Genomic DNA, 25,662 nt, shown 5'->3' with positions numbered 1-25,662 from the left:
CGCCACCATGACCTCGTCCCGACAGGACCGCATCGCGGCACTGCCCGCCCACCTGCGGGAGGCGCTGCGCGCGCGGATGGCGGGAACGGCAGGACCGGCGCCGGAGATCCCGGCCGCCGCCGACCGTTCCCGCCCGATCCCGCTCTCGTCCGCTCAGCGGCGGCTCTGGTTCCTCAGCAGGCTGCGGCCGGACGATCCCGAGTACAACAGCGCGTTCGCCCTGCGCCTGACCGGACCGCTCGACCGCACCGCGCTGGCCACCGCGTTGCGGCTGCTGGTCGCTCGCCACGAGCCGTTGCGCACCACCTTCGAGGAGATCGACGGCGAGGGCTTCCAGATCGTCCGGCCGCCCGATGAGGTCGCGTTGCCCGTCGTGGACGTCGAGCCGGGCGACCTCGAGGACGTCCTGCGCGCCGAGTACACGCGGCCGTTCGACCTGGTCCACGGGCCCCTGCTGCGCGCGGTGCTGCTGCGGCTCACCGGGACCGAGCACGTGCTGCTCGTGTGCGTCCACCACATCGCCACCGACGGCGCGTCGATGGGCGTGCTGACCGGGGAACTCGGCCTGCTCTACCGCGACGGAGACCGCGCCCGGCTGCCCGCCCAGCCGGTGCAGTACGCGGATTTCGCCGTCTGGCAGCGAAACCGGCCGCTCCGGGGCGCGGGTCTCGACTACTGGAAATCGCACCTCGACGGCGTCGCCCCGCTTGAGCTGACCACCGACCGGCCGCGGCCACTCGTCCGGAGCACCGACGGTGCGACACGGGAGTTCACTGTGCCTGGGGAGGTCGCGGGACGGCTGGCCGAGCTGGCGCGCTCGTCGGAGACGACGCTGTTCACGGTGCTCGTCGCCGCGTGCCAGGCGCTGTTCGCCCGCTACACCGGGCAGGAGGACATCGCGCTCGGAACGGTCGTGCAGGGCCGCGAACGGCCGGAACTCGAACGGGTCGTCGGCTTCTTCGTCAACACCGTCGTGTTGCGCTCGGCCGTCGACCGGTCCGTGCCCTTCACCGAGCACCTGACCCACGCCCGCCAGACCGTTCTGGACGCCTTCGCCCACGACGACGTGCCGTTCGACGCGGTCGTCGACGCCGTGCGGGCGGACCGCGACGCCGGTCGGAACCCGCTGTTCGACGTCATGGTGCTGCTGCATTCCGCTTCCGGCGACGGTCCCGAATTCCCCGGCCTGACGGTGGAACCGGCGGACGTCGCGCGGGACGCGGCGAACTTCGACCTCTCGATCGAATTCGAGGAATCCCGGGGCGGGCTGGCCGGACTCGTCGAATACAGCACCGAACTGTTCGACGCCGCCACGATCGACGGCCTGATCGGACATCTGCTGCGGCTGCTGGCCGGGATCGCCGCCGAGCCCGGACGCCGGATCGCCGACCTGCCGCTCACCGACGACGGCGAAGAACGCCGCCTGCTGTCGTGGGGGAGCGACGAGCTGGAGGTCCCGGCGACGACCATCGTCGGCCTTCTGGACCACCAGGCGAAGACGCGGCCGGACGACACCGCGCTCGTCTGCGGCGACACCCGGCTGACCTTCGCCGAACTCGCCGCCCGCACCGACGGCCTCGCCGCGGAACTGGCCGCCCGCGGTGCCGGTCCCGACCGGATCGTCGCGGTGCTGCTGCCGCGTTCGGCCGAGGCGATCGTCGCGTTGTTCGCCGTGCTCAAAGCCGGTGCCGTGCACCAGTCGATCGACCCCGGCCTGCCGGCCGAGCGGATCCGGACCTTGCTGGCCGACACCCGGCCGGTCGTCGTCCTCGACGACACCTTCACGGTCACCACCGGTCAGCCGCGACCGGCGCCGCCGCAGCCGGAGGACGCCGCGTACGTCATCCACACCTCGGGTTCCACGGGCACGCCGAAGGGTGTCGTCGTCGGCCACGCGGCCCTGGTCAACCTGCTCGCCGACCATCGCACCGTGTTCGGCCGCGACCGGATGCGCGTCGCGCTGACCGCGACCCTGTCGTTCGACACGTCGTGGGAAGGCCCCCTGCTGCTGGCGGACGGCCACGAACTGCACGTCATCACCGAAGAGACCCGGCTCGACCCCGACGGGCTGACGCGCTACGTGCGGGACGAGCGCGTCGATTTCCTCGACGTCACTCCGTCGTACCTGCGGCAACTGCTGCCCGCCGGACTGCTGGAGGGAGAGCACCGGCCGAAGTTCCTCATGGTCGGTGGTGAGGCCCTCGACAGCGACCTTTGGCGCGCCCTCGCCGCTTCCGGAACGGAGGTCCACAACTACTACGGGCCCACAGAGTCCACTGTGGACGCGACCCGCGCGCCGGTGACCGGTGACCGTCCGGTGATCGGCAGGCCGCTCGGCAACGTGACCGCCTACGTCCTGGACGAACGGTCGAGGCTCGTGCCCGCCGGGGTGCCCGGCGAACTGTGTCTCGCCGGCGCCCAGCTCGCCCGGGGCTATCTGGGCAGGCCGGGACTGACCGCGGACCGCTTCACCGCCGACCCGTTCGGCCCGCCCGGCACCCGGCTCTACCGCACCGGCGACCGTGCCCGCTGGACCGCCGACGGGAGGCTGGAACACCTCGGCCGCCTCGACGACCAGCTCAAGGTCCGCGGCTTCCGGATCGAGCCCGGCGAGGTCGAGACGGCACTGCGCGCGCAACCGTCGGTCACCGACGCGGCCGTGGACGCGCGGGACGGCAAACTGGTCGCCTACGTCGTCGGCGACGCCGACCCCGCCTCGCTGCGGACGGCGTTGCACCGCGTCCTGCCCGCCCATCTCGTCCCCTCGGCCTTCGTCGGCGTGGACGCACTGCCGTTGACCAGACACGGAAAACTGGACCGGCGCGCCCTGCCCGATCCCGGACACACCACCTCGACGCCGTACGTGGCTCCCCGCGACGACCGCGAGCGGCTGGTGACCGCCATCTGGTCCGACGTCCTCGGTGTCGAACGCGTGGGCGTCGACGACGACTTCTTCGAACTCGGCGGCGACTCCCTCCTCGGTATCCGTGTGCTCGCGCGGCTCCGGGACACGCTCGGTGCCGACGTGCCCGCGCGGCTCGTCCTCACCGCGCCCACCCCGGCGCGGCTCGCCTTGCGGTTGCCCGAGATCACCGCACCGCAGGCGGCGATTCCCGTGCTGCCCAGGGACGGCGGCCGGTTCGAAGCACCGCTTTCCTTCGCGCAGCAGCGGTTGTGGTTCCTCGACGAATTCGAACCGGGCAGCACCGAATACGTGTCGCCGACGGCCTTGAGGCTGCGCGGTGAACTGGACACGGACGCGCTGAATCGCGCACTGACCACGTTGGTCGCCCGGCACGAATCCCTGCGGACCACCTTCGCGACCGTCGACGGCCGTGGGGTCCAGGTGATCCACCCGCCCTACGCGGTCGACGTGCCCGTCACCGAGGGCGACCTGGACGGCGCCCTCGCCGCCGCGACCGGCCCCGTCGACCTGCGCAGCGGGCCGTCGCTGCGGGTCGCGCTGACCAGGCTCGCGCCCGGCGACCACGTGCTCACGCTCGTGCTGCACCACATCGTCACCGACGGATGGTCCTCCGGCGTGCTGCTGGCGGAGCTGGCCACGTGCTACAGCGCGTTCCTCCGCGGCGAAGAGCCGGTCCTTCCACCGCTGCCGGCGCAGTACGCGGACTACGCCGTCTGGCAGCGGGAACGGCTGCGCGGTACCGACTTCGACGCCCAGCTCAGCTATTGGCGCAACCGCCTCGACGGCGTGCCCGCGCTCGATCTGCCCACCGACCGGCCCCGCCCGGCCGTGCGGACCAAGAACGGTGCCCTGTACGAATTCAGTGTGCCCGCCGGGACCACGGCGCGGCTCAAGGAGCTGTCACGGCATCAGGGCGGCACCCTGTTCATGACGCTGCTCGCCGCGAGCGAACTGCTGTTCGCCCGCTGGTCGGGGCAGGACGACATCGCCGTCGGCACCGTCGTCTCCGGCCGCGAGCGGACGGATCTCGAAGGCCTGATCGGGTTCTTCGTCAACACCCTCGTCCTGCGGTCCACAGTGGACTTGAAACTCGGGTTCGACGTCTTCCTCGACGACGTGCGGGACACCGTCCTGGACGCGTTCGCGCACCAGGACGTGCCTTTCGACCGGGTCGTCGACGACCTGCGGCCCGAACGCGACACCAGCCGCACACCGCTGTGCCAGGTGCTGGTGGTACTGCACAACACCCCGGACACCCGGCCGTCGATGGCGGGCCTGGAGGTCGAAGAGCTGGCCCCGCCCGTCGTGACCGCCGGTTTCGACCTCACGATCCACTTCCAGGAGACCGACGGCCGGCTCGACGCGCTCGTCAACTACAACACCGATCTGTTCGATCCCGCCACCATCGAGCGGCTGACCGGCTGGCTTCGCCGCCTGCTCGACGGCATCGCGACGGCTCCGGAACTGCCGCTCGGACAGCAGCCCTGGATCAGCCCGGCCGAACGCGACCGGGTGCTGCTGGAATGGAACGGCAAGGCGCAGGCGGAACCTTCGCCCGTCCTGCACGAACTCTTCGCCGAACGCGCCGCGCGTACTCCGGACGCCATCGCGGTGACGAGCGGGAGCACCGAGCTGACCTACGGCGAACTGGACCGGCGCGCCAACCGCCTCGCCCACCGGCTGATCGAGCAGGGCGCGGGACCGGAGCGGCTGGTGGCGCTGCGGCTACCGCGTTCGGCGGACCTCGTCGTCGCGGTGCTCGCCGTACTGAAGACGGGCGCCGCGTACCTGCCGATCGACCCGGCGTATCCGGCGGCGCGGATCGAGGCGACGCTGGCCGACGCGCGACCGGTGTGCGTGGTCGACTCCGTGGAGGCCGACGGCCGCCCGGACACCGCTCCGGAAGTGCGGGTCGAGCCGGACAACACCGCCTACGTCATCTACACCTCCGGCTCCACCGGCGTGCCCAAGGGCGTGCTGATCCCGCACTCCAACGTCACCCGACTGTTCTCGTCGACCGCGCACTGGTTCGGCTTCGACGAGAACGACGTCTGGACGCTCTTCCACTCCTACGCCTTCGACTTCTCGGTCTGGGAACTGTGGGGCGCCCTGCTGCACGGCGGCAGGCTCGTGGTCGTCCCGCAGGACGCGGTCCGCGAACCGGAGGAGTTCCTGGCGCTGCTCGCGGAGCAGCGGGTGACGGTCCTGAACCAGACCCCGTCGGCGTTCTACCGGTTGAGCACGCTGCCGACTCCGGAGCTCAGCCTGCGATACGTGATCTTCGGCGGCGAAGCCCTGGATCCGGCGCGGCTGGCGGAGTGGTACCGGCGGCATCCGGACGGCCCGCGGCTGGTGAACATGTACGGCATAACCGAGACCACGGTGCACGTCACGTACCGGGCGCTGGAGGCGGACGGGACGGCCACCGTCGGGGTCCCGATCCCGGACCTGCGGACCTACGTGCTCGACGCCGATCTCGCGCCCGTGCCCCCCGGAGTGACCGGTGAGCTGTACGTCGCCGGGGCGGGCCTGGCTCGCGGCTATCTCGACCGGCCCGGCCTCACCGCGTCGCGGTTCGTCGCGGACCCGTTCGGCGGATCCGGCACCCGGATGTACCGCACGGGCGATCTGCTGCGGTGGACCGGCGACGGCGAACTGGACTACCGCGGCCGCGCCGACCACCAGGTCAAGATCCGCGGATTCCGCATCGAACCCGGTGAGATCGAAGCGGCGCTCATCGCCCATCCCGACGTCGACGCGGCCGCCGTCGTCGCCCACGGGACCGGCGACGCGCGAAGGCTGGTCGCGTACCTGACCGGACCCGTTCCGGGGACGACGGCGCTGCGGGAGTTCCTCGGCCGCTCCCTGCCCGCGCACCTGGTGCCCGCGGTGTTCGTCCCGCTGGAGCGGTTGCCGCTCAACGCCAACGGGAAACTCGACACCCGTGCATTGCCGGAGCCCGGCGCCCGGACCGAGAACCGTTACGTGGCACCGCGCACCGACGTCGAGGCCGTACTGGCCGGGATCTGGTCCGAGGTGCTCGGCGTCGACCGGGTCGGGGTCGAGGACAACTTCTTCGGTCTCGGTGGAGATTCGATCCTCAGCATTCAGGTCGTCGCGGCGGCCCGGCAGGCGGGGTTGACGCTGTCGTCGAAGGACCTCTTCCGCAACCAGACCATCGCCGAGCTCGGTCTCGTCGTCCGCACCGAAGCGCCGGTGGAACAGGTCGAGGTGGACGACGCCGGACCCGCGCCGCTCGGCCCGATCCAGTCCTGGCTGTTCGAGCGGCTGGACGAGCCGTGGCGGCTGACCATGTCCGTGCACGTCGTCCTGTCCTCTGTGGACATACCTAAGCTGATCTCCGCCCTGAACCGCGTCAGCGAGCACCACGACGCGTTGCGCATGCGCTTCTCCCGCACGGACGAGGGCTGGGTACAGGAACCCGCCCCCGCCGAACCGGCCGACCTGCTGAGGCACGTCGATCTGTCCGAAGTGGACGATGTCTCCGCCGCCATGCGGACCGAGGCCGTGCGGGCACAGACGTCGCTCGACGTGGTCAGCGGGCCACTGTGGCGTGCGGTGCTGTTCACTTTCCGGGACCGGGCACCGCAGCTGTTCCTCACCGCCCACCATCTCGTCATGGACGGGGTGTCGTGGCGGATCCTGCTGGCCGACCTCGAACGCGCGTACCGGGGCGAAACCCTGACCCCGGTGCGAACAACATTCACGTATTGGGCGCGTTCTCTGCGCGAACACGCGAAAATGGGACAGCTCGACAAGGAAATCGGGTACTGGGAAACTGCGTTCCGCGGAGCTCGGACGGACATTCCGGTTGACCGCCCGGGTCGCAACACCGCGAAGTCGGAGCGCGGTGTCTCGGTGTCACTTGGCCGGGCCGAGACCACCGCGCTCCTCCGCGACGTACCCGGCGCGTACCGCACGGAGGTCAACGACGTGCTGGTGAGCGCGCTCGGCCGGGCGCTCGTCCAGTGGACGGGGCGGTCGCGAGTGGTGATCGCCATGGAGGGCCACGGCCGCGAGGAGATCGCCGGCCCGCTGGATCTTTCGCGCACGATCGGCTGGTTCACCGCGCAATACCCGCTCTCGCTCGCCGTGCCCGAAGGCGATTGGGGCGACGTGCTCAAATCCGTGAAGGAACAACTGCGCGCGGTCCCGTCGAAAGGCGCGGGATTCGGGGCGTTGCGCTACTCGAACGCCGGAGAAACGCCGGGTTCCGCTTTACGAGCGGCCCCCGAACCGCGGATTTCCTTCAATTACCACGGCCGCTGGGACATGGGGAGCCCTGACGGCGGATGGATCCGGGGCAGAGGCGAGACCCTCGGACACGACAGCGATCCGGAAAGCGTCCGCCCGTATCTGCTCGACGTCGTCGGCGTCGTCGAAAGCGGCGAATTACATCTCACCTGGCAGTATTCCGACGAGGTGCACGACGAGGACACCGTGCGCGGGATCGCCGGCGCCATGCTCGGCGCGTTACGCGGGATCATCGCGCACTGCGCCGAGAACGGTGGGCGCACGCCGTCGGACTTCCCGCTGGCGCGGCTCTCGCAGGCGGACGTCGACCGCTTCGCCGGTGACGGCCGGGACATCGAAGACATCTACCCGCTCACGCCGTTGCAGACGGGCATGCTGTTCCACAGCCTGGTCGACGCCGGATCGACGGCCTATTTCGACCAGTTCCGGCTTCGGCTGGCCGGGGTGAGCCGTCCGGACGCGCTCGCCGAGGCGTGGCAACGCGTGGTCGACCGCACGCCCATCCTGCGCAGCAGTACCGCCTGGGAGGGTATCGACGAGCCGGTCCAGCGGGTCCACCGCGAGGTCGTGGTCCCGGTCCGGCACCACGACTGGCGTGCGCTCACCCCGGACGAGCAGGACCGGGAACTGAAGAAGCTGCTCGCCGAGGACGTGGCGGCGGGAATGGAGCTGACCGAGCCACCGTTGATGCGGCTGGCGATCGCCCGGCTCACCGAGGACGAGGTGCAGCTGGTCTGGACCTCGCACCATGTCCTGCTCGACGGCTGGAGCACGGCGCAGGTCTTCGGCGAAGTGTGCGAACAGTACGCGGCCATCGTGGAAGGCCGCCCCGCGCGGCTGGTACCGCGACGCCCCTTCCGCGACTATCCGGCCTGGCTCGCCGCGCAGGACCGTGCCGCGGCGGAGGCGCACTGGCGCGCCGTCCTGGACGGGTTCGCCACCCCGACCCCGCTGCCCTTCGACCGGCGGCCGACGGAAGCGCACCGGGCGGAATCCGCGGAGGCGGTCCTGGTCGAGCTTTCCCCGGAGGAATCGGCGAAGCTGCACCAGACCGCCAAGGCCGCGGCGCTCACGGCCAACACGATCGTGCAAGGCGCCTGGGCGCTGCTGCTCGCGCGCTACAGCGGGGAAACCGACGTCCTGTTCGGGACGACCGTGTCCGGCCGCCCGGAGGAGATGCCGGGTGTCGAGTCGATGATCGGCATGTTCATCAACACCGTCCCGACCCGGGTGGAGGTCCGCGGCCGGGAACTCGCACTCGACTGGCTGCGCGAAACGCAGGCGGCGCAGGCCGACGCGCGCCGGTACGACTTCCTCGCCCTGTCCGAACTCCAGGCGTTCACGGCCGTTCCGGCCGGTACGGCGCTGTTCGACAGCGTGGTGGTGTTCGAGAACTACCCGATCGAGGACAGCGGACAGGCCGACGTGCGCGTGCTGGACGTCGAATCGCTCGACACGACGAACTTCCCGCTGAACCTCACCGCCTACCTGCACGACAAGCTCGGGCTCGAACTCTCCTACGACCCGCGGCTGTTCGACGCGGACACGGTTCGCCGTCTCGCGGATCGGCTCGCCGGTTTCGTCCGGGCCATCGCCGCGGACCCGAGGTGCCGTCTCGACGCGCTGTCCCCGCCGTCGACGTCCGAACGACGTGAACTGCTGTCCTTCGGCAGCGGCCCGCTGATCGACGTACCGTCCGGCACGGTTCTGGACGTCTTCGAGGCCACGGTCGCCCGGATACCGCACGAGAGCGCGCTGGTCTTCCGCGACACGGTGCTGGACTTCGCCGAGGTCGACGCCCGCGCCACACGGCTGGCGGGACACCTGGCCGCCCGCGGCGCGGGTCCGGAAACCGTGGTCGCCGTCGCGCTTCCCCGTTCGGCCGAAGCCGTCATCGCGATCCTCGCGATCTTCAAGACGGGCGCGACCTACCTGCCGATCGACCCGGGCCTTCCGGAGGAACGCAAACGGTTCCTGCTCCAGGACGCGCGACCGGTCGTCGTGCTGGACGGGACGGACCCCGGCCCCGCGACCTCGGCGGTGACCAGTGCGAGCGCGGACACCGCGGCGTACGTCATCTACACCTCCGGTTCGACGGGAACGCCGAAGGGCGTCGTCATCGAACACCGCGGCCTGATGAACATGCTCGCCGCGCACCGCCGCGTCTTCCTCACCGAGGAACGCCGCAAGGTGGCGCTCACCGCGTCGTTGTCGTTCGACACGTCCTGGGAAGCGCTCCTGGCCCTGATCGACGGGCACGAGCTGCACGTGCTCGACGACGACACCCGGCTCGATCCCCACGCCGTCGTCGGCTACGTCCGCGACCACCGGATCGATCTGATGGACCTGACGCCGGCCTATCTCCGGCAGCTGCTGGAGGCAGGACTGCTCAGCGGGGAACACCGGCCCGGCACGGTACTCGTCGGCGGTGAGGCGACCGGCGAGTGGCTGTGGCGCGAGCTGGTGGCGTCCGGTGTCACCTCGTACAACTACTACGGCCCCACCGAGGTGACGGTCGACGCCGTCCACACACCGGTCGCGGGGGACCGGCCGCTGATCGGCCGTCCGCTGCCCAACCTGCGGGCCTACGTCCTGGACGCGACGGGCACGCCGGTCCCCGCCGGGGTGCCGGGGGAGCTGTTCCTCGCCGGTGTCCAGCTAGCCCGCGGCTACCTCGGCCGCCCCGGATTGACCGCCGACCGTTTCGTCGCCGACCCGTTCGGCCCGCCGGGCACCCGGATGTACCGCACCGGCGACCGCGTGCGCTGGACCACCGACGGACGGCTCGACTACCTCGGCCGCGTCGACGACCAGGTCAAGATCCGCGGGTTCCGGGTCGAACCCGGCGAAGTGGAGGCCGTGCTGCGGCAGCATCCGGCGGTCACCGACACCACGGTCACCGCCCACGACGGACGCCTCGTCGCCTACGTCGTCGGTGACACGCAAGGGCTGCGGGACTGGTTGCGGGACCGCTTGCCGGACCATCTCGTCCCGTCGGCGCTCGTCGCGCTCGACGCCCTTCCCCTGACCCGTAACGGCAAGATCGACAAGCGAGCGCTGCCCGCACCCGCCCGCGACGCCGCGGCCGAGTACGTGGCGCCGCGGACCGAGACCGAACGCCGCCTCGCCGTCATCTGGGCGGAGGTGCTCAAACTCGACCGGGTCGGGGTGACGGACGGCTTCTTCGAACTCGGCGGGGACTCGATCCTCAGCATGCGGATCACGTCGCGGGTGCGCGCGGAACTGGGCGTCGACGTTTCGCCGCGCGCGCTGTTCACCGCACCGACTCTCGGCCGGTTCGCCGCGGCATTGCCGGATCGGCGGGCCGAAACGCGGCCGATCCCGATCGTGGCCCGCGACGGTGCCCTGCCGTTGTCCTTCGCCCAGCAGCGGTTGTGGTTCCTCGACGAGTTCGAGCCCGGCGGCGCCGATTACCTCTCGCCCACGGCGTTGCTGCTCCGCGGCGAACTCGACGTCGCGGTCCTCAAGCGGGCGCTGGATCTCCTGGTGGCCCGCCACGAAGCGCTGCGCACCACGTTCGACGCGATCGACGGCCGCGGCGTCCAGGTCGTGCACGAGCCCTACGACGTCGACCTCCCGGTCGAGGAGTTCGACGAAGACGTGCTGGCACGGGAAGCGTCGCGGCCGTTCGACCTGCGCACCGGACCGCTCCTGCGGGCACGGCTCTTCCGGCGGACGTCCGAAGAGCACGTGCTGCTGCTGGCGCTGCACCACATCGTCACCGACGGCTGGTCGTCGGGCGTGCTGGCCGCCGAACTCGACGAGGTCTACGCCGCCCTCGCGCGTGGCGAGGAGCCGGAACTGCCCGAGCTTCCCGTGCAGTACGCGGATTTCGCCTCCTGGCAACGCGAACTCCTCGACGGTCCCGAGCTCAGCGGGCAGCTGGACCACTGGCGGGACCGCCTCGCCGGGCTGGAACCGCTCGAGCTGCCCACCGACCGGCCCCGGCCGGCGGTGCGCACGACGGAGGGCGAATGGCTGGGGTTCGACCTTCCCGCCGACGTCGTCGCGAAGCTCCGGGCGCTGGCCACCGCCCAGGACGGCACCCTGTTCATGACCCTGGTGGCCGCCTGTCAGCTCCTGCTGGCCGGATGGTCGGGCCAGCGGGACGTCGCCGTCGGCACCGTGACCGCCGGACGGGAACGCGCCGAACTGCAACGTCTCGTCGGGTTCTTCGTCAACACCTTGACCCTTCGGTCCACAGTGGACATCGGACGCTCCTTCCGTGAGTTCCTGGCCCAGGTGCGGACCGTGGTGCTCGACGCCTTCGCCCACCAGGACGTCCCGTTCGAGCGCGTGGTGGACGCCGTGCAACCGGCCCGCGACCCGAGCCGGACGCCGTTGTTCCAGGCCATGGTCGTCCTGCAGAACACCGGTGACCGGCCGGGTTCCGGCACGGTCGTCGCGGGCGAGGTCGCGCTGCCCGCGGTGTCGGCCCCCTTCGACCTCCTCGTGCAGTTCGAACAGGACGGCGACACGGTGCACGGGGCGATCAACTACAGCACCGGGCTGTTCGACGCGGAGACCATCGAACGGCTGATCGCGCGGCTGCGGGCACTCCTGACCGTGCTCGCCGCCGAGCCGGACCAGCCGATGGCGGCCCTGCCGTCGTTGCCGCGCGGTGAACTCGACCGGTTGCGAGCCTGGAACGACACCGCGCGCGAAATCCCGGCGGCGTCCCTGGCCGAACTCGTCGAGGCACAGGCCCGCCGGACACCGGACGCGTCAGCTCTGGTGTCCGACACCGGCTCGCTGACCTTCGCGGAGCTGAACGCGAGGGCGAACCGGCTGGCCCGATGGCTCGCCGAGCAAGGTGCCGAGCCGGAACGGATCGTGGCCGTCCGCCTGCCGCGTTCGGTGGCGCTCGTGGTCACCGAACTGGCCGTGGCCAAGACCGGCGCCGCGTTCCTGCCCGTGGATCCCGGCTATCCGGCCGAACGGATCGAATACATGCTGAAGGACGCCGACCCCGTCCTGGTGGTGGACGGAGAAGTCGACGCGGCCGGGTACGACGACACCGACCTCGGTATTCGGATCGACCCGGCACAGCCCGCTTACGTGATCTACACGTCCGGCTCGACCGGGCGGCCCAAGGGGGTCGTCGTCACCCATTCCGGGCTCGCGTCGTTCTCCGCCGCCGAGATCGAGCACTGCGAGGTGCGGCCGGGTGATCGTGTACTCGCCTTCAGCTCGCCCAGCTTCGACGCCTCGATCCTGGAACTGTGCCTGTCCCTGCCCGCCGGCGCCGCGCTCGTCGTGCCGCCCGAGGGACCGCTGCTCGGTACCGGGCTGGCCGACGTCCTGCGACGGCGGCGGATCACCCACGCGCTGATCCCGCCGATCGCGCTGGCCACCGTGCCCGAGGTGGAACTGCCCGACTTCCACACGGTGATCGTCGGCGGGGACACCTGCCCGGCGTCGCTGGTGGACCGCTGGGCGCCCGGAAGGCGGATGATCAACGCGTACGGGCCCACGGAGTCCACTGTGGTCACTTCGTGGAGCGAGCCGCTGACCCCGGGCGTGCCACCGCCGATCGGCACCCCCATCCCGAACACCGAGGCCCACGTCCTCGACGCCGCGCTGCGGCCGGTACCGATCGGGGCCACCGGCGAGCTGTTCGTCTCCGGCGACGGCCTCGCCCGCGGCTATCTGCGCCGCCCGGGCCTGACCGCGGACCGGTTCGTGGCGAACCCCTTCGGCGACCGGGGGAGCCGGATGTACCGGACCGGCGACCTGGTCCGCTGGACGGCTCGGGGTGTGCTGGAATTCGTGGGCCGCGTGGACGAACAGGTCAAGATCCGCGGCTTCCGGGTGGAACTCGGCGAGATCGAGACGGCGCTGCGACGTCATCCCGAGGTGCGGGAGGCGGTGGTGGCCGCCCGGGAGATCGGTGGCCACAAACGGCTCGTCGCCTATGTGGTCGGCGAAGTGGCGGGGCTGCGGGCCTTCCTCGGCGAGACGTTGCCCGACTATCTCGTGCCGTCGATCTTCGTACCGGTGGCCGCGATCCCGATCACCGCCAACGGCAAGGCCGACCGTGCGGCGCTCCCGGTGCCGGACCCGTCCTCGGTACAGGGCGCGGACCACGTGGAGCCGCGCACCGAAACGGAAGCGGTGCTCGCGAAGCTGTGGGCCGAAGTCCTCGGCCTGGATCGGGTCGGTGTCACGGACAACTTCTTCGATCTCGGCGGTGACTCGATCCTCGGCATCCAGGTCGTCCACCGCGCCCGGCGGGCCGGGCTGTCGACGCGGTCGAAGGATCTGTTCACCCACCAGACGATCGCCGAGCTGGCGACGGTGGTGAAACCGGTGGACACCGCGGACGCGGACCGCGAGGTCGTCGTCGGAGATGTTCCGCTGACCCCGATCCAGCAGTGGTTCTTCGCCGGCGAACCGGCCAATCCCGCGCATTTCAACCAGTCGGTACTCGTCGAACTCGACGGGCCGGTGGAGGAGGAGTCGCTGCGGCTCGCGCTCGACGCCGTCATCACCCAGCACGACGCGCTGCGCCTGCGCTTCGAGCGGACCGAGGCGGGGTGGACGCAGTACAACGAGCCGCCGGAGCCGAGGCCGGCGCTGAAGACGGTGCCCGCGGCCGAGTTGGCGGAAGAGGCCGAGTACGCGCAGGCCGATTTCGACCTGGCACGGCCACCGCAGCTGCGCGCGGTGCTGACGGAACCGGACGGCGCGGAGAATCCCCGGTTGCTGCTCGCCGCGCATCATCTGGTCGTCGACGCGGTGTCGTGGGGCATCCTGCTCGAAGATCTCGAACGCGCGTATCGGCAGATCGAAGCCGGTGAGAAGACCGACCTCGGGACCAAGACGACGTCGTTCCGGGAGTGGGCGCACCGGCTGCGCGAGTTCGTGGAAGGCGGCGCACTGGACGCTGAACACGGACATTGGTCGCGTGAGCTGCCCGGCCGCACGATCCCGCGCGACCGCACCGGCGTCCCGCCCGCGCCATCGGAATCGGTGACCGTGGAGGTCGATGAAAACGACACCGACGCCCTGCTGCATTTGGCCCCCGGCGTCTACCGGACGCGGATCAACGACGTCCTGCTGACCGCGCTGGCCAGGGCGCTCACCCGCTGGACCGGGGAGTCCGCCGTCGCGGTCGATCTGGAGGGCCATGGCCGCGAAGAAATCCTCGACGACGTCGACCTTTCCCGGACCGTCGGCTGGTTCACCACGTTGTTCCCCGTCGGGCTCACGGTCGACGGCTCTGCGGGCTGGCGGCAACTGGTCAAGGCGACCCGGAAGCAGTTGCGTGCCTTGCCCGGCAACGGTTTCGGCTACGGAGCCCTGCGGCACTTCCGTTTCCCGGAACTCGGTGACACGGCACCGGAGGTCGCGTTCAACTACCTGGGCCAGGGCGACCACGCGAGCGAGGGGAGCGGGTTCTACCACCGGGCGCACGCACCACTCGGACGCGAGCAGGACCCCGAGAACCGCCCGGCGCATGTCCTCGAAGTGGTCGGCGGCGTGCGGGACGGCCGGCTGGAGTTCTCCTGGTACTACCAGCCACACCTGAACACGCGGGCCACGGTGGCCGCCGTCGCCGCGGACTTCGCCGGCGCCTTGCGCGCCATCGCGTCCGACTGCCGGGGTGACGAAACGTGAGCGGGCTGCGGAACAATCGCGACTACCGCCTCCTGTGGACCGGGCAGGTCGTTTCCGAGGCCGGTTTCAGTACCACGATGATCGCCTTTCCCTTGGTGGTGCTGGCGATCACCGGATCCGGCGTCCAATCAGGACTCGTGGTCGGCGCGGTGGCGATCGCCCAGCTGGCCGCCGGGCTGCCGGCCGGCGCGTTCGCGGACCGCTGGTCACGCAAGCGGATCATGCTCGGCTGCGAGGCCGCACAGGCGATCGCGGCCGCCGTGCTCGTCCTGGCGCTGTGGTCGGACGTGGCCGGAGTGGGGCTCCTGGTCGTCGTCGCGGTGGTGATGGGAGTGTGCCGCGCCTTGTTCGAACCGGCGGAGGAGGCGAGCCTGCCGCTGCTGGTCAAGCCGGACGAAGTACCGTCGGCGGTCTCGCTGAACGCCGCGAGAACGAGCGCGGGCCAGCTCTCGGGTACCGCGCTCGGCGGATTCCTGTTCTCCTTCGGCCGGTTCGTGCCGTTCGTCTTCGACGTCGTGGCGCACCTGTTCGCCTTCGTGTCGCTGTGGTTCGTGCGGCTGCCGGTCCGCCGGGACGGCGCCCGGCCGCCCGCTCATCTGGGCCGGGAGATCGTGGAAGGACTCGCCTGGGTGTGGCGGCAACCGCGGCTGCGCGTCACGACGTTCTGCGTCGTCAGCCTCAACCTGTTCTTCTCGGCCTACTACCTGGTGATCATCGTGCTGGCCGACGGCCGCGGTATGCCTTCCGGGGAGATCGGCGTCATGGCGGCGATGCTCGGCGCCGGCGGGGTGCTCGGTGCGCTGGCCGCGCCGGTCCTGTACCGCAAGGTCAGCCCGTACCTGTTGATCGCCGGGGTGTTCTGGGCGTTGACCGTACTGACACCGCTCGCGATCTTCGTGCACAGCGGATACCTCATGGGCCTGCTGTTCGCGGGGATCGCCTTCCTGCCGCCCGCCGCCAACACCGCCATCGGCACCTACCAGTTGCTCAACACCCCCGACGAACTGCGCGGTCGGCTCGGCGGCGTGCTGGGGGTGACCGGCGGCCTGGCCGCCGCGTTCGGTCCCGCGCTGGGCGGCTGGCTGGTCGAGACCCTGCCCGGCTCGGCCGCGGTGCTCGCGTGCGCGGGCGCCATCGCGGTCGTCACCGTGTTCACCACCCTCAACCCCACTCTGCGCGGGCTCCCCGCCACTTCCGCACCACTCGAAGCCGGAACCCATCAGAAATAAGGAGAGAACCGATGGACGACAACACCACGTTCCAGGTGCTGATCAACGACGAAGAGCAGTACTCCCTGTGGCCGGAGGGAAAAGAGATTCCCGAAGGCTGGCGTCCCGACGGCAAGACCGGGACCCGGCAGGAATGCATGGACCACGTGGACGAGGTCTGGACGGACATGCGTCCCCGAAGCCTCAGGGAGCGTATGGCGGCCGAATGACCCGATCGCGGTGCCCGGGGCGGTTCCGCCGTCCCGGGCACGTCCTGTGGGGTTCTCGTCAGGCCGGCGTCGCAGAGCTGTCTGCGGCGCCGGCCTGATTGTGCTTTTCGCTGGCTGCGAGCCCGCCCGTCGAAACCACCCGCGAGCGGCCGTACCATCGGCTGGAACGTGCTTCCGGCGGCCGATCGAGCGAACTTGGCGGCGACACTGAGCCGTTCGGAGCAAGGCGGCTACTCCGGCCGCCATCGATATTGCACCGGGTTGTCGCGTTTGCTTCTCTTTTTCCCGGCTAACCCCGCTCCATTTCCCATTGTCCCCGAATGGGATGTGTTGCAGCGGTATTGCGGTTGCGGTACAAATAAGTCACCGCAATCGATCAGTAAATGCAATTGAACTCGTTCTCGTCGAGGACGTGGGGGAAATCAATGCAGGAAATGCGTTCATTCGCTCCTTGTGCCCACCTGCTGGACCGTGTCGATTCGGCGTACCTGGACTGTGTTTGGGACACCGTCGCGCTGTTACTGGCGCAGGCCGGGGTCGTCGACATCCGTACTCCCTTCGCACATCAATGGACTTTCCGCACCATCGAGGACGTCGACACCGGCGTGATGGTCGATCTGCCGCCGAGTGAACGGGTGCGATCGGTCGGGCGGTTCACCGGCTTCCAGCCGGAGTGGCGGCGAATCGGGAGTGTCACCGAAGTGATCGAAGAATGGCGGGAAGAACTGCGCGCGGGTCGTGCCGTAGCGGTCACCGGCGACGCATTCCGGATGCCTTGGCTTCCGTATCACGAAAATGAGCATATGACACACGGATTCGTCGTCGAAGGCGTCGACGAAGGCCGCGAACCGCAAATACACGTCGTCGATCCCTACGAAAACGTGACCAAATGGGGTCGCGCCGAACCCCTGGCCACCAAGATCGCGCTCGGCGATCTCGGGCACGCGCTCGATCAGGGTTCGTGGGCGGCCTTGCGGCCTTCCGGAACCCCCGAGCCGGTCGACCCGGTCCGTGAGGTGCTCGCGAACTGCGAGGCGATCGACGGCGCTCATCGGGAGGGAGCGGTGGCCGCTTTCCTCGGCTCACACCAGACCTCGAGCGCGGAGGCGTTGCGGAGGCTGACACTCGAAACCTGGCTGCTCACCAGGGACCGGGAACTGCACGCGCTGTGGCTCGCCGACCAGGGGACCGCGGTGGCGGACTTCGCCGCCGCCGTGGCCGAGGAAGTCGTCACCAGGTGGCGCAAGCTGCGAGAACTGACCTATATCGCCGTCCGCCGTGCCGAAGCGGGCCGTTCCGTGCCCGCCACGGTGACCGACGCGCTGGCGGCGGCGCTCGACGCCGAAGCCCGCACGGCGCGATCCCATCTGAACGCCGACCGAAATCGGAGAGTGACGCAGTGACGGCCATCCATCACCGGTTCTTCACCCGCGCCGCCGAAGCCCCGCACCGACCCGCCCTGATCGACGGAGACGGCGTGGAGCTGACCTACGGCGAACTCGCCCACGCGTCCGGCGTCCTCGCGGCCCGGATCCGCGGTACCCGTGGCCGGATCGCGGTCGTGAGCCGCAAACGCGCCGACACCGTCGTCGCTTTCCTGGCCTGCCTTCGCGCGGGAATCCCGTACGTACCAGTCGATGCCGCGCTACCGGAGGAACGAAGGCAGTTCATCGTGGAGGACGCCGCCTGCGTCCTCGTGCTCGACGACATCGACCTCGTCGCTCTGCTCGGAGCTCCGGGCGAATCCGTCGCGTGGCCTGAACCGGCCTCGGCGGACGAGGCTTACGTGCTCTACACCTCCGGCTCCACCGGGACACCCAAGGGCGTGGTGATCACGCACGGGAACGCCACGGCGTTCGTCTCCTGGGCGGAACGCGCCTTCCCGCTCGATCCGTCCGATCAGGTCGCCGTGCACGCACCGCTGCATTTCGATCTGCCCGTCTACGATCTCTACGCCGGTCTCGGCGCGGGTGCCCGGCTTCATCTCGTTCCCGAGCGCGACGCGTTGTTCCCCCAGGCGTTCGGCCGGTTCCTCCGGGAACGCCGGATCACGCACCTCTACGCGGTGCCGACCGCGCTCAGCGCCTTGGCCCACCGCACGAACCTGCACGAGGAAGGACTGCCGCATCTGCGGCGGGTGCTGTTCGCGGGGGAGGAGTTCCGCGCCGCGCCGCTGGCCGAGCTCATGCGTGCTCTGCCCCATACGCGGATGGCGAACCTGTACGGCCCCATCGAAACCAACGTGGTCACCAGTCACCGGGTCGAAGTCCCACCGGAGCCCGACACCAGGATCCCGATCGGATCACCGGTCGACGGCGTCACGATCGGCCTGTGCACCGAAGACGGTCACCTCAGCCTGGAAGGCGCCGCCGAAGGGGAACTCGTCGTCGCCGGGGACTGCGTCACGCCGGGATACCTGAACCGTCCGGAGCTGACGGAGGCCGCGATGCTCCACAAGGGAGGTCACCGGTTCTATCGCACCGGAGATCTCGCCCGCCGCGACGAAGACGGGACACTGCGCCTGCTCGGCCGCAACGACGGATTGGTCAAGACGCGCGGCTACCGCGTCGAACTCGGCGACATCGAGACACACCTCGCCGCCCACCCCGACGTCGACTCCGTCGCCGTGGTGGCCGTACCGGATCCGGCGCTGACCAACGCCCTGCACGCGGCCGTGGTGCCGCGGGGCGCGGTCCGGCCGGAATCCCTGATCCCCGCGTTGCTGCGGCACTGCCGGGATCGCCTCCCGCACTACATGGTGCCCGCCCGCGTCCACGTGCTCGACGGGCTGCCAACCACCGGCACCGGGAAGACGTCCAAACGCGCGCTGATCGGCGCGCTCGACATCGACCGAGGAGCGCAGACCCGATGACTCCGGCCCCTTCACCGACCGCCGCGGCGCTGACCGATTCGATCACCGGCACCCTCGCCGACCTGCTCGGCCTCACCACGAAGGACGTACTCGCCGAACGGACGCTGTTCGATCTGCCGGGTTTCGACTCGGTCGCCATCGTCAGCGCGCTGGAACGCCTGGAAGACCACTGGCGCGTCGAGGTTCCCGCCGACCGCATCGTCCCCGAGGCCTTCGAAACCGTGGACTCCCTCGCCCGCCTGCTCGGCGCGGCCGGTGCGAAAGGAGGCCCGGCATGACCGCCCGAGTGCTGCACGACCTGGTCGACCACCGCGCGGCCGCCACGCCGGACGCGCCCGCCGTCGTCCGCGGCGAGCTGAGCTGGACCTACCGCGATCTCGCCCGGCGATCGCGGACGCTCGCGGCCTGGCTGACCGCGCAGGGCGTCGAACGAGGGGACCGCGTCCTCATCGCGGCGCCGCACGACGCGGACACCGTCGCGCTGCTCTACGCGACGTCGCGGATCGGTGCGGTCTATGTCGTGGTGAGCGATCAGACGCGGCCGTACCACCTCGAACACATCGTGCGGGACAGCGAACCGAAACTGGTGCTGGCCTCGGCCGAAGCCCAGGAGGCGTTCGCCGAACTCGCCTCCGCCGTCCGGAAGATCGACGAACTGCCCGACGAACACGACGGCGAACCCGCGTCCGTCACGGTGGCGGGCACCGACATCCTCAGCCTGATCTACACCTCGGGCAGCACCGCGAAACCGAAGGCCGTGGTGTCGACGCACCATCAGGCGCTCTTCGCCATCGACGCCATCACGGAGAAACTGGGCTATCTGCCGGAAGACCGGGTGTTCTGCTGCCTGCCGCTGTCCTTCGACTACGGCCTCTACCAGGTGTTCCTGGCCGCGTCGGCGGGCGCCTGCCTGGTACTCGGTGACGACGGCGACGCCGGGCCCGCGCTGCTGCGCACCCTGGAGGCCCGCCGGATCTCCGTCCTCCCGCTGGTCCCCGGCCTCGCCGCGACGCTGCTGCGGCTCGCCGGCCGGGCCGGGCGTCTTCCCGGGACACTCCGGCTGGTCACCAACACCGGAGCGGCGCTTTCCCCGGCGACGTCGGCGAAACTCCGCGAGTACGCGCCCGAACTCCTGGTGATCCCGATGTACGGGCTGACCGAATGCAAGAGGGTCTCCATCGAAAGCCCGAACGCCGACGTCGTCCGCCCCGGTTCGGTGGGGAAACCGTTGCCGGGCACCGAAGTCGTCATACTCGGCGAAGACGGCGAAGAGCTGCCCGCGGGCGAGGTCGGTCAGCTCGCCGTGCGCGGTCCGAACGTGATGGCCGGGTACTGGCGGGCGCCGGAGCTGACCGCGGCCCGCTTCCCCCGGGACGAATACGGCCGCGCCACGCTCCTCACCGGCGACCGGTGCCGCGTCGACGGCGAAGGCCACATCTATTTCGACGGCCGCGACGACGACATCTACAAGCAGAACGGTTTCCGGGTCAGCGCGATCGAGGTCGAAGGCGCCGCCGCCGACGTCGAGGGCGTCACCGAGGCCGCGGTGCTGCCCCCGCGCGAAGGCCGCCCCGCCGTACTGGCCGTCACCGGATCGCTCGACGAAGCGGAACTGCGCGCCGGGCTCAACCGGCGGCTGGAACCGCACAAGGTGCCCGACCGGCTGCTCGTCCTCGCCCGGATCCCGCACGGGGTCAACGGGAAGATCGACAAGCGGGAGCTGGAGGACGCGCTGTGACCACCTCGCCCGCCGCCGTCGCCGAACGGTTCGGCACGCCCGCCTTCGTCTACGACCTCGAAGCGATCGAACGAGCGCACGCGGACCTCGTGGCCGCGCTGCCTCGACCGTCCACTGTGTACTACTCGGTGAAGGCCAACCCCCATCCGAGGGTGATCGGGCTGCTCCACTCGCTCGGTTGCCGGGCCGAAGTCAGCTCCACCGGCGAAATCGACGCCGCGCTCGGGGCGGGCGTCGCTCCCGAAGCCGTCCTGCTGACCGGCCCGGCGAAGACCGAAGGGACCGTGGACCACGCACTGCGGCGCGGCGTGCGGCATTTCTCGGTGGAGTCGCCGGAAGATCTGGCGAGGGTGGACCGGCTTGCCGCCGGACACGGTGTCCACACCGAGTGCGCGTTGCGGGTCAACGCCGATCTGGCCGTACCGGGCGCCGGGTTGAGCATGACCGGCACGTCCTCGCAGTTCGGGGCCGACCTCTCCTGGGTGCTCGCCGAGACCCCGCTGTTCGCGGGCAGGCCGCACGCCGCGGTCTCGGGGCTGCATCTGTACATGGGCACGAACCTCACGGAGGAGAAGGATCTGCTCGCCCAGTTCGAGGTCGGCATCGGTATCGCCGCGAAACTGGCGACGGTGTTCCCCGGGCTGACCGAGGTCGACCTCGGCGGCGGGTTCGGCCTGCCGTTCGCCCGCGCCGGAACACGCCCGGTGTTCGGCGGGCTGGCCGCCGGCCTCGAAACCCTGCTGGACGACCGGCTCCCCGGCTGGCGTGACGGCTCGCCGTCGATCTCGTTCGAGTCCGGCCGGTACCTCGTCGGCGACTGCGGAGTGCTGGTCAGCCGGGTGGTGGACGTCAAGTCCTCCAAGGGAACGCGATACGCGATGCTCGACACGGGGGTGCACCACCTCGGCGGGATGTCCGGGCTGCGGCGGATCCCGGCCGTCTCGGCGTCCGTGATCGGCGCCGGCGGCGAGACCGGATCCGACGGCGAACCCACCACCGTGGCCGGGCCGCTGTGCACCCCGCTCGACGTCCTCGCCCGCGGCGCGGACCTTCCGCCGCTGGCCACCGGCGATCTGGTCACCATCCCCAACACCGGCGCCTACGGGCCCACGGCCAGCCTGCTGGCCTTCCTCGGCCATCCCGCGCCCGCCGAAATCGTCGTCGCGGGCGGCCGTTTCGAATCCGCGTCCCGCCTGACCGTCGGCCGGGACCCGCTCTGACTGGAGGAACCATGGACACCGAACGCTTCAACCTCGTCCTGCGCAAGCACCTCACGAACCTCGAGCCGGGACAGGACCTGACGGCCGACGCCAAACTCAAGGACCTCGGCCTGAACTCGATGCGCGCCATCGACCTGCTCTTCGATCTCGAAGACGAATTCGGCGTACAGCTTCCCGACGAAGCGATGACCGACAGCACTTTCGCGACGCAGGGCGCGCTGTACGACCGGGTCCGCCAGGCCCACGAGGCGGGGGTGAACAGCTGATGACCGCGACCGCGACGGAACCGGCCACCCTGGCCGAACGGACCGCGGAGGTCGTCCCGGTACTGCGGGAGCACGCCCGCGCGATCGACGAAACGGCGGAGTTCCCGGCGGAACAACTGGCGGCACTGCGCCGGTCCGGGCTGATGGGCCTGCTCGTCCCGCGCGAATTCGGCGGGCTCGGCGGCGGCCTGACCGACCTGGCCAGGACGTCGGTGGAACTGGGCGGCGCATGCGTGTCCACCGCGATGATCTGGGCGATGCACTGCCAGCAGGTCGCCGCGATCGTCGCCCACGGTGGTCGCGAACTGCGCGAGGACCTGCTGCCGAGGATCGCCGCGGGCGAGGTCTACCTCGCGTCGGTGACCAGCGAACGCGGCAAGGGCGGGCATCTGCTCACCGCGGAGGCGCCGCTGACGCCGTCCGGCCCCCGGCTGGCGATCCACCGTGACGCTCCGATCGTCACCGGCGGCGCCGTCGCCGACGGTTTCCTCGTGACGATGCGGAAAGGACCTGACGCGGGCTACGACGACGTTTCCCTGGTCTACGCCGACCGTGCCGAGCTCGAGGTGACCGTCGGGCGCGGCAGCTGGAATCCGATGGGGATGCGCGGCACGCACAGTGTCCCGCTCACCTTGGCCGGCGAGGTCGCCCCCCGGAACGTGGTGGGGCGGCCGGGAGAATTCCGCGAGGTCGCGATCCGGACGTTCGTGCCGGCCGGGCATATCGGCTGGGCCGCGTGCTGGCTCGGCGGCGCCCGCGGCGCGCTGGCCGCGGTGCTGGAGATGATCCGCGGGCCCCGTACCCGCGGTCAGTTCGACCCGGCGTCGGAACTGCTCCGCCGCCGGCTGGCGACCGCCCGGCTCGACCTGGACGCCATGGCCGCCCTGCTGGGGCAGGTGATCCGTGACGCCGAGACCGCGTCCGATCCGGAAGCCGTTCCGGTGCAGCTGCGGCTCAACGGCCTGAAGGTCTTCGCCGCCGAGCGCGCGCTGGCGGTGGTCGACGGCATGATCGAGCTCACCGGTCTTCGGCACGGGTACATGCGAGGATCGTCGATCCCGCTGGAACGGGTCTTCCGCGATCTGCGCGCGTCCAGCCTGAACTACGCCAACGACCGCCTGCTCGACGCGAACGGCGCGCTGGCTCTGTTCGACCGCGACGTCACGCTGGGCTGGTGAGGCGGCGATGACCCTTTCCCTCACCGAGGACCAGGCGGGTTTCCGGTCGCTGATGGCCCAGTGGCCCACCGGCGTCACCGTGGTCACGACCGCCGGACCGGACGGTCCGGCGGGGTGCACCGTCAACGCGCTCATGTCCTTGTCGGATTCCCCGCCGTTGATCGTGCTCGCCCTCTGCGCGGGGAGTTCGACACTGGGCCACCTCCGGCGCACGGGCCGGTTCGCGATCACCGTGCTCAGCTCCGGCCAGGGCGGCCTGTGCTCGGATTTCTCCGCCTTGCCCGCCGCGCGACGGTTCCACCGCACCGAGGTCCGCGACATCGACGGGCTCCCGGTCCCGGGCGGCGGTGTCGCGGCGCTCACCTGCGACGTCGCGGACGAACTCCCGTACGCCGACCACGTCCTGGTCGTCGGGGCGCCTCGCTGGAGCGAGATCCGGCACGAACTGAGCCCGTTGCTGGTGCATCGCCGGGAACTGAAGGCCGTGTTGTGATCGCGCGGACCGAAGCCGCGGAGGGCGTGCACGTCACCGTCGGCCCGATCGCGGACGTCCTCGACCACCTGCCGGTACCGGCCCAGGCCGTCACGGAGGCCCGTTCCTTGCCCGCCTGGCGGGCGAAGGAGTACTCGGCCGCGCGAGCCCTGCTGGCCCACGCGTTGTCCACTTTGGACATCGACGGCACCCGCGTCGGCAAGACCGCGCACGGAAAGCCCGTGCTGCCGGCCCGCCGCGACGTCGGGATCAGCCTGTCCCACTCGGCCGACACGGTCGCCGTCGCGGTCGCTCCCGGCCGGGACGTCGGCGTCGACGTCCAGGAAGCCTGGTTGCCCAGCCCCGGCATGATGCGGCGCTGCTGCGAGCCCCGGCTCGCTTCGGATCTCACCGCGGCCCCGCCGCCGGACCGCGCCCGGCGCTTCGCCCGCATCTGGGCGGCGCAGGAGGCCTGCGTCAAGGCGACCGGAGAGGGTATCGCCGGACGTCCCTGGACCATCCCCGTCCACCCCGCCGACCGCGCGGGTGCGTGGCGTGCCCTGCGGTGGCTGCACCTCCGGGACGCCGACAGCGCCGCCGCGGTGTGCTGCGCGTTCACGGAAAGGAGGAACCGATGACGGAGACCGCGCCGGGACTCAGCTGCTACACCGCCAATCTCGCGGCCTACCTCGAAGAAGGCGAGGCGGCGGGCAGCGCCGACTTCCTCGCCGCGTCCGTGCGGCTCGCGGTCGACCTCGACCGGCCCGACGGGCTGATCGCGATGTCGCACCACGACCGCCCGCTCAACCGGCTCGGTGACGGCTCCCGGCTGACCTACGAGGGTTTCGACGACTTCGAAGCGGCCCGGGAGGTGGCCCGGCACGAGATCGGCCGGTTCGGCCGCGCCCTGGTCGTCGGCTACAGCTCGCAGTTGCCGTGGTCGGCGGCTCCGGACGGGGCGGCGGCACCCCATTTCGTGCTCGTCGACGGCCACGAGGGCGGTCGCTGGCATGTTCACGACCGGTTCACCGGGCTGATGACCAGCGGGGCCGAACAGGAACCGTTCGACGGCTGGATCGACGACGCCCAGCTCCGCTCACTCATGCGCCGCGATCACGACGAACCCGCGAAGCACCGGCTGCGCAACACTTTCGCGTTCGGTTTCGAGGTAACGGTGCCTCGAAACCGCTACCTGCTGCTCCGGCGGAGTCTCCCTCGGATCCGGCCGTCCGTACTACCCGGCCGCTGGATCACCGACAGCGCCACCGCACTGGAACGGCTGGGGGAACGCCTGTCCGACGGCGACGCGCTGCTCGGCGATCCCGGCGTCGTCGACGACTGCTGGGCCGCGTCCCGGCACCATCTCTTCCGCTACCGGCGGCTGACCCGGCACATGGGCTACCGCACCACCGGCGCGGCGAGCCGGAAGGCTCTCGACTCCGCGGCCGACGGGTGGTCGAAACTGCCGCGCACCCTGCGGTTCGCGGTCGCCTCCGCCCACCGGGGCCGCGCCCGCCCGGCCCTCGTCCGCGGCGCGTTCGCCGAACTGGCCGACCTCGAACACGAGACCGGCCGCCGCGCCGCCGGCGCGCTCGCCGTACTCGACGGCCCCGGCGACTGACCAGAAAGGAGCTGA

13 protein-coding genes are annotated in these 25,662 nt (G+C 70.7%); all 13 read left to right on the top strand.

Features of this window, described 5'->3' with window-relative positions; genetic code table 11:
* Nucleotides 1-7 precede the first annotated feature (7 nt).
* The 13 genes from ED92_RS17195 (at nucleotide 8) to ED92_RS17135 (ending at nucleotide 25,647) form a co-directional block, all read left to right on the top strand.
* Nucleotides 8-14,842, top strand: coding sequence for a non-ribosomal peptide synthetase (locus ED92_RS17195; protein WP_037339130.1), 14,835 nt, complete (start codon nucleotides 8-10; stop codon nucleotides 14,840-14,842).
* Entirely contained in the window at nucleotides 14,839-16,071 is a 1,233-nt protein-coding gene (locus ED92_RS17190; RefSeq protein WP_037339128.1) for an MFS transporter, read from the top strand. The genes ED92_RS17195 and ED92_RS17190 overlap by 4 nt, the downstream gene beginning before the upstream one ends.
* Nucleotides 16,072-16,082: 11 nt before the next feature.
* Nucleotides 16,083-16,280, top strand: coding sequence for an MbtH family NRPS accessory protein (locus tag ED92_RS17185; protein ID WP_037339126.1), 198 nt, complete (start codon nucleotides 16,083-16,085; stop codon nucleotides 16,278-16,280).
* Between the two features lie 434 nt (nucleotides 16,281-16,714).
* Entirely contained in the window at nucleotides 16,715-17,683 is a 969-nt protein-coding gene (locus ED92_RS42500) for a BtrH N-terminal domain-containing protein (protein ID WP_161791112.1), read from the top strand.
* Nucleotides 17,680-19,152: an amino acid adenylation domain-containing protein gene (locus ED92_RS17175; protein WP_052120629.1), complete on the top strand. Its 1,473-nt coding sequence runs from the start codon at nucleotides 17,680-17,682 to the stop codon at nucleotides 19,150-19,152. Before ED92_RS42500 ends, ED92_RS17175 begins: the two co-directional genes overlap by 4 nt.
* Complete coding sequence (locus ED92_RS17170) at nucleotides 19,149-19,430, top strand: acyl carrier protein (RefSeq protein WP_037339123.1); 282 nt, start codon at nucleotides 19,149-19,151, stop codon at nucleotides 19,428-19,430. Before ED92_RS17175 ends, ED92_RS17170 begins: the two co-directional genes overlap by 4 nt.
* Nucleotides 19,427-20,890: a class I adenylate-forming enzyme family protein gene (locus ED92_RS17165; protein ID WP_037339120.1), complete on the top strand. Its 1,464-nt coding sequence runs from the start codon at nucleotides 19,427-19,429 to the stop codon at nucleotides 20,888-20,890. The genes ED92_RS17170 and ED92_RS17165 overlap by 4 nt, the downstream gene beginning before the upstream one ends.
* Nucleotides 20,887-22,110 carry a hypothetical protein gene (locus ED92_RS17160; RefSeq protein WP_037339117.1) on the top strand — a complete coding sequence of 408 codons (1,224 nt, stop codon included), beginning with the start codon at nucleotides 20,887-20,889 and terminating at the stop codon, nucleotides 22,108-22,110. Before ED92_RS17165 ends, ED92_RS17160 begins: the two co-directional genes overlap by 4 nt.
* Nucleotides 22,111-22,121: 11 nt before the next feature.
* Nucleotides 22,122-22,376, top strand: coding sequence for a phosphopantetheine-binding protein (locus ED92_RS17155; protein WP_037339114.1), 255 nt, complete (start codon nucleotides 22,122-22,124; stop codon nucleotides 22,374-22,376).
* Nucleotides 22,376-23,554: an acyl-CoA dehydrogenase family protein gene (locus tag ED92_RS17150; protein ID WP_081975822.1), complete on the top strand. Its 1,179-nt coding sequence runs from the start codon at nucleotides 22,376-22,378 to the stop codon at nucleotides 23,552-23,554. Before ED92_RS17155 ends, ED92_RS17150 begins: the two co-directional genes overlap by 1 nt.
* A gap of 7 nt (nucleotides 23,555-23,561) precedes the next feature.
* On the top strand, nucleotides 23,562-24,047 hold the full coding sequence (locus tag ED92_RS17145; RefSeq protein WP_052120627.1) for a flavin reductase family protein: 486 nt from the start codon (nucleotides 23,562-23,564) through the stop codon (nucleotides 24,045-24,047).
* Complete coding sequence (locus ED92_RS17140; protein WP_052120625.1) at nucleotides 24,044-24,664, top strand: 4'-phosphopantetheinyl transferase superfamily protein; 621 nt, start codon at nucleotides 24,044-24,046, stop codon at nucleotides 24,662-24,664. Before ED92_RS17145 ends, ED92_RS17140 begins: the two co-directional genes overlap by 4 nt.
* Nucleotides 24,661-25,647, top strand: coding sequence for a hypothetical protein (locus ED92_RS17135; protein WP_052120623.1), 987 nt, complete (start codon nucleotides 24,661-24,663; stop codon nucleotides 25,645-25,647). The genes ED92_RS17140 and ED92_RS17135 overlap by 4 nt, the downstream gene beginning before the upstream one ends.
* Nucleotides 25,648-25,662 lie beyond the last annotated feature (15 nt).

Origin of the sequence: Amycolatopsis sp. MJM2582, assembly GCF_000754115.1 — a bacterium.
GTDB lineage: Bacteria > Actinomycetota > Actinomycetes > Mycobacteriales > Pseudonocardiaceae > Amycolatopsis > Amycolatopsis japonica.
Note: the sequence above shows the minus strand (reverse complement) of the source record. Positions and strands in the feature narration are given on the sequence as shown.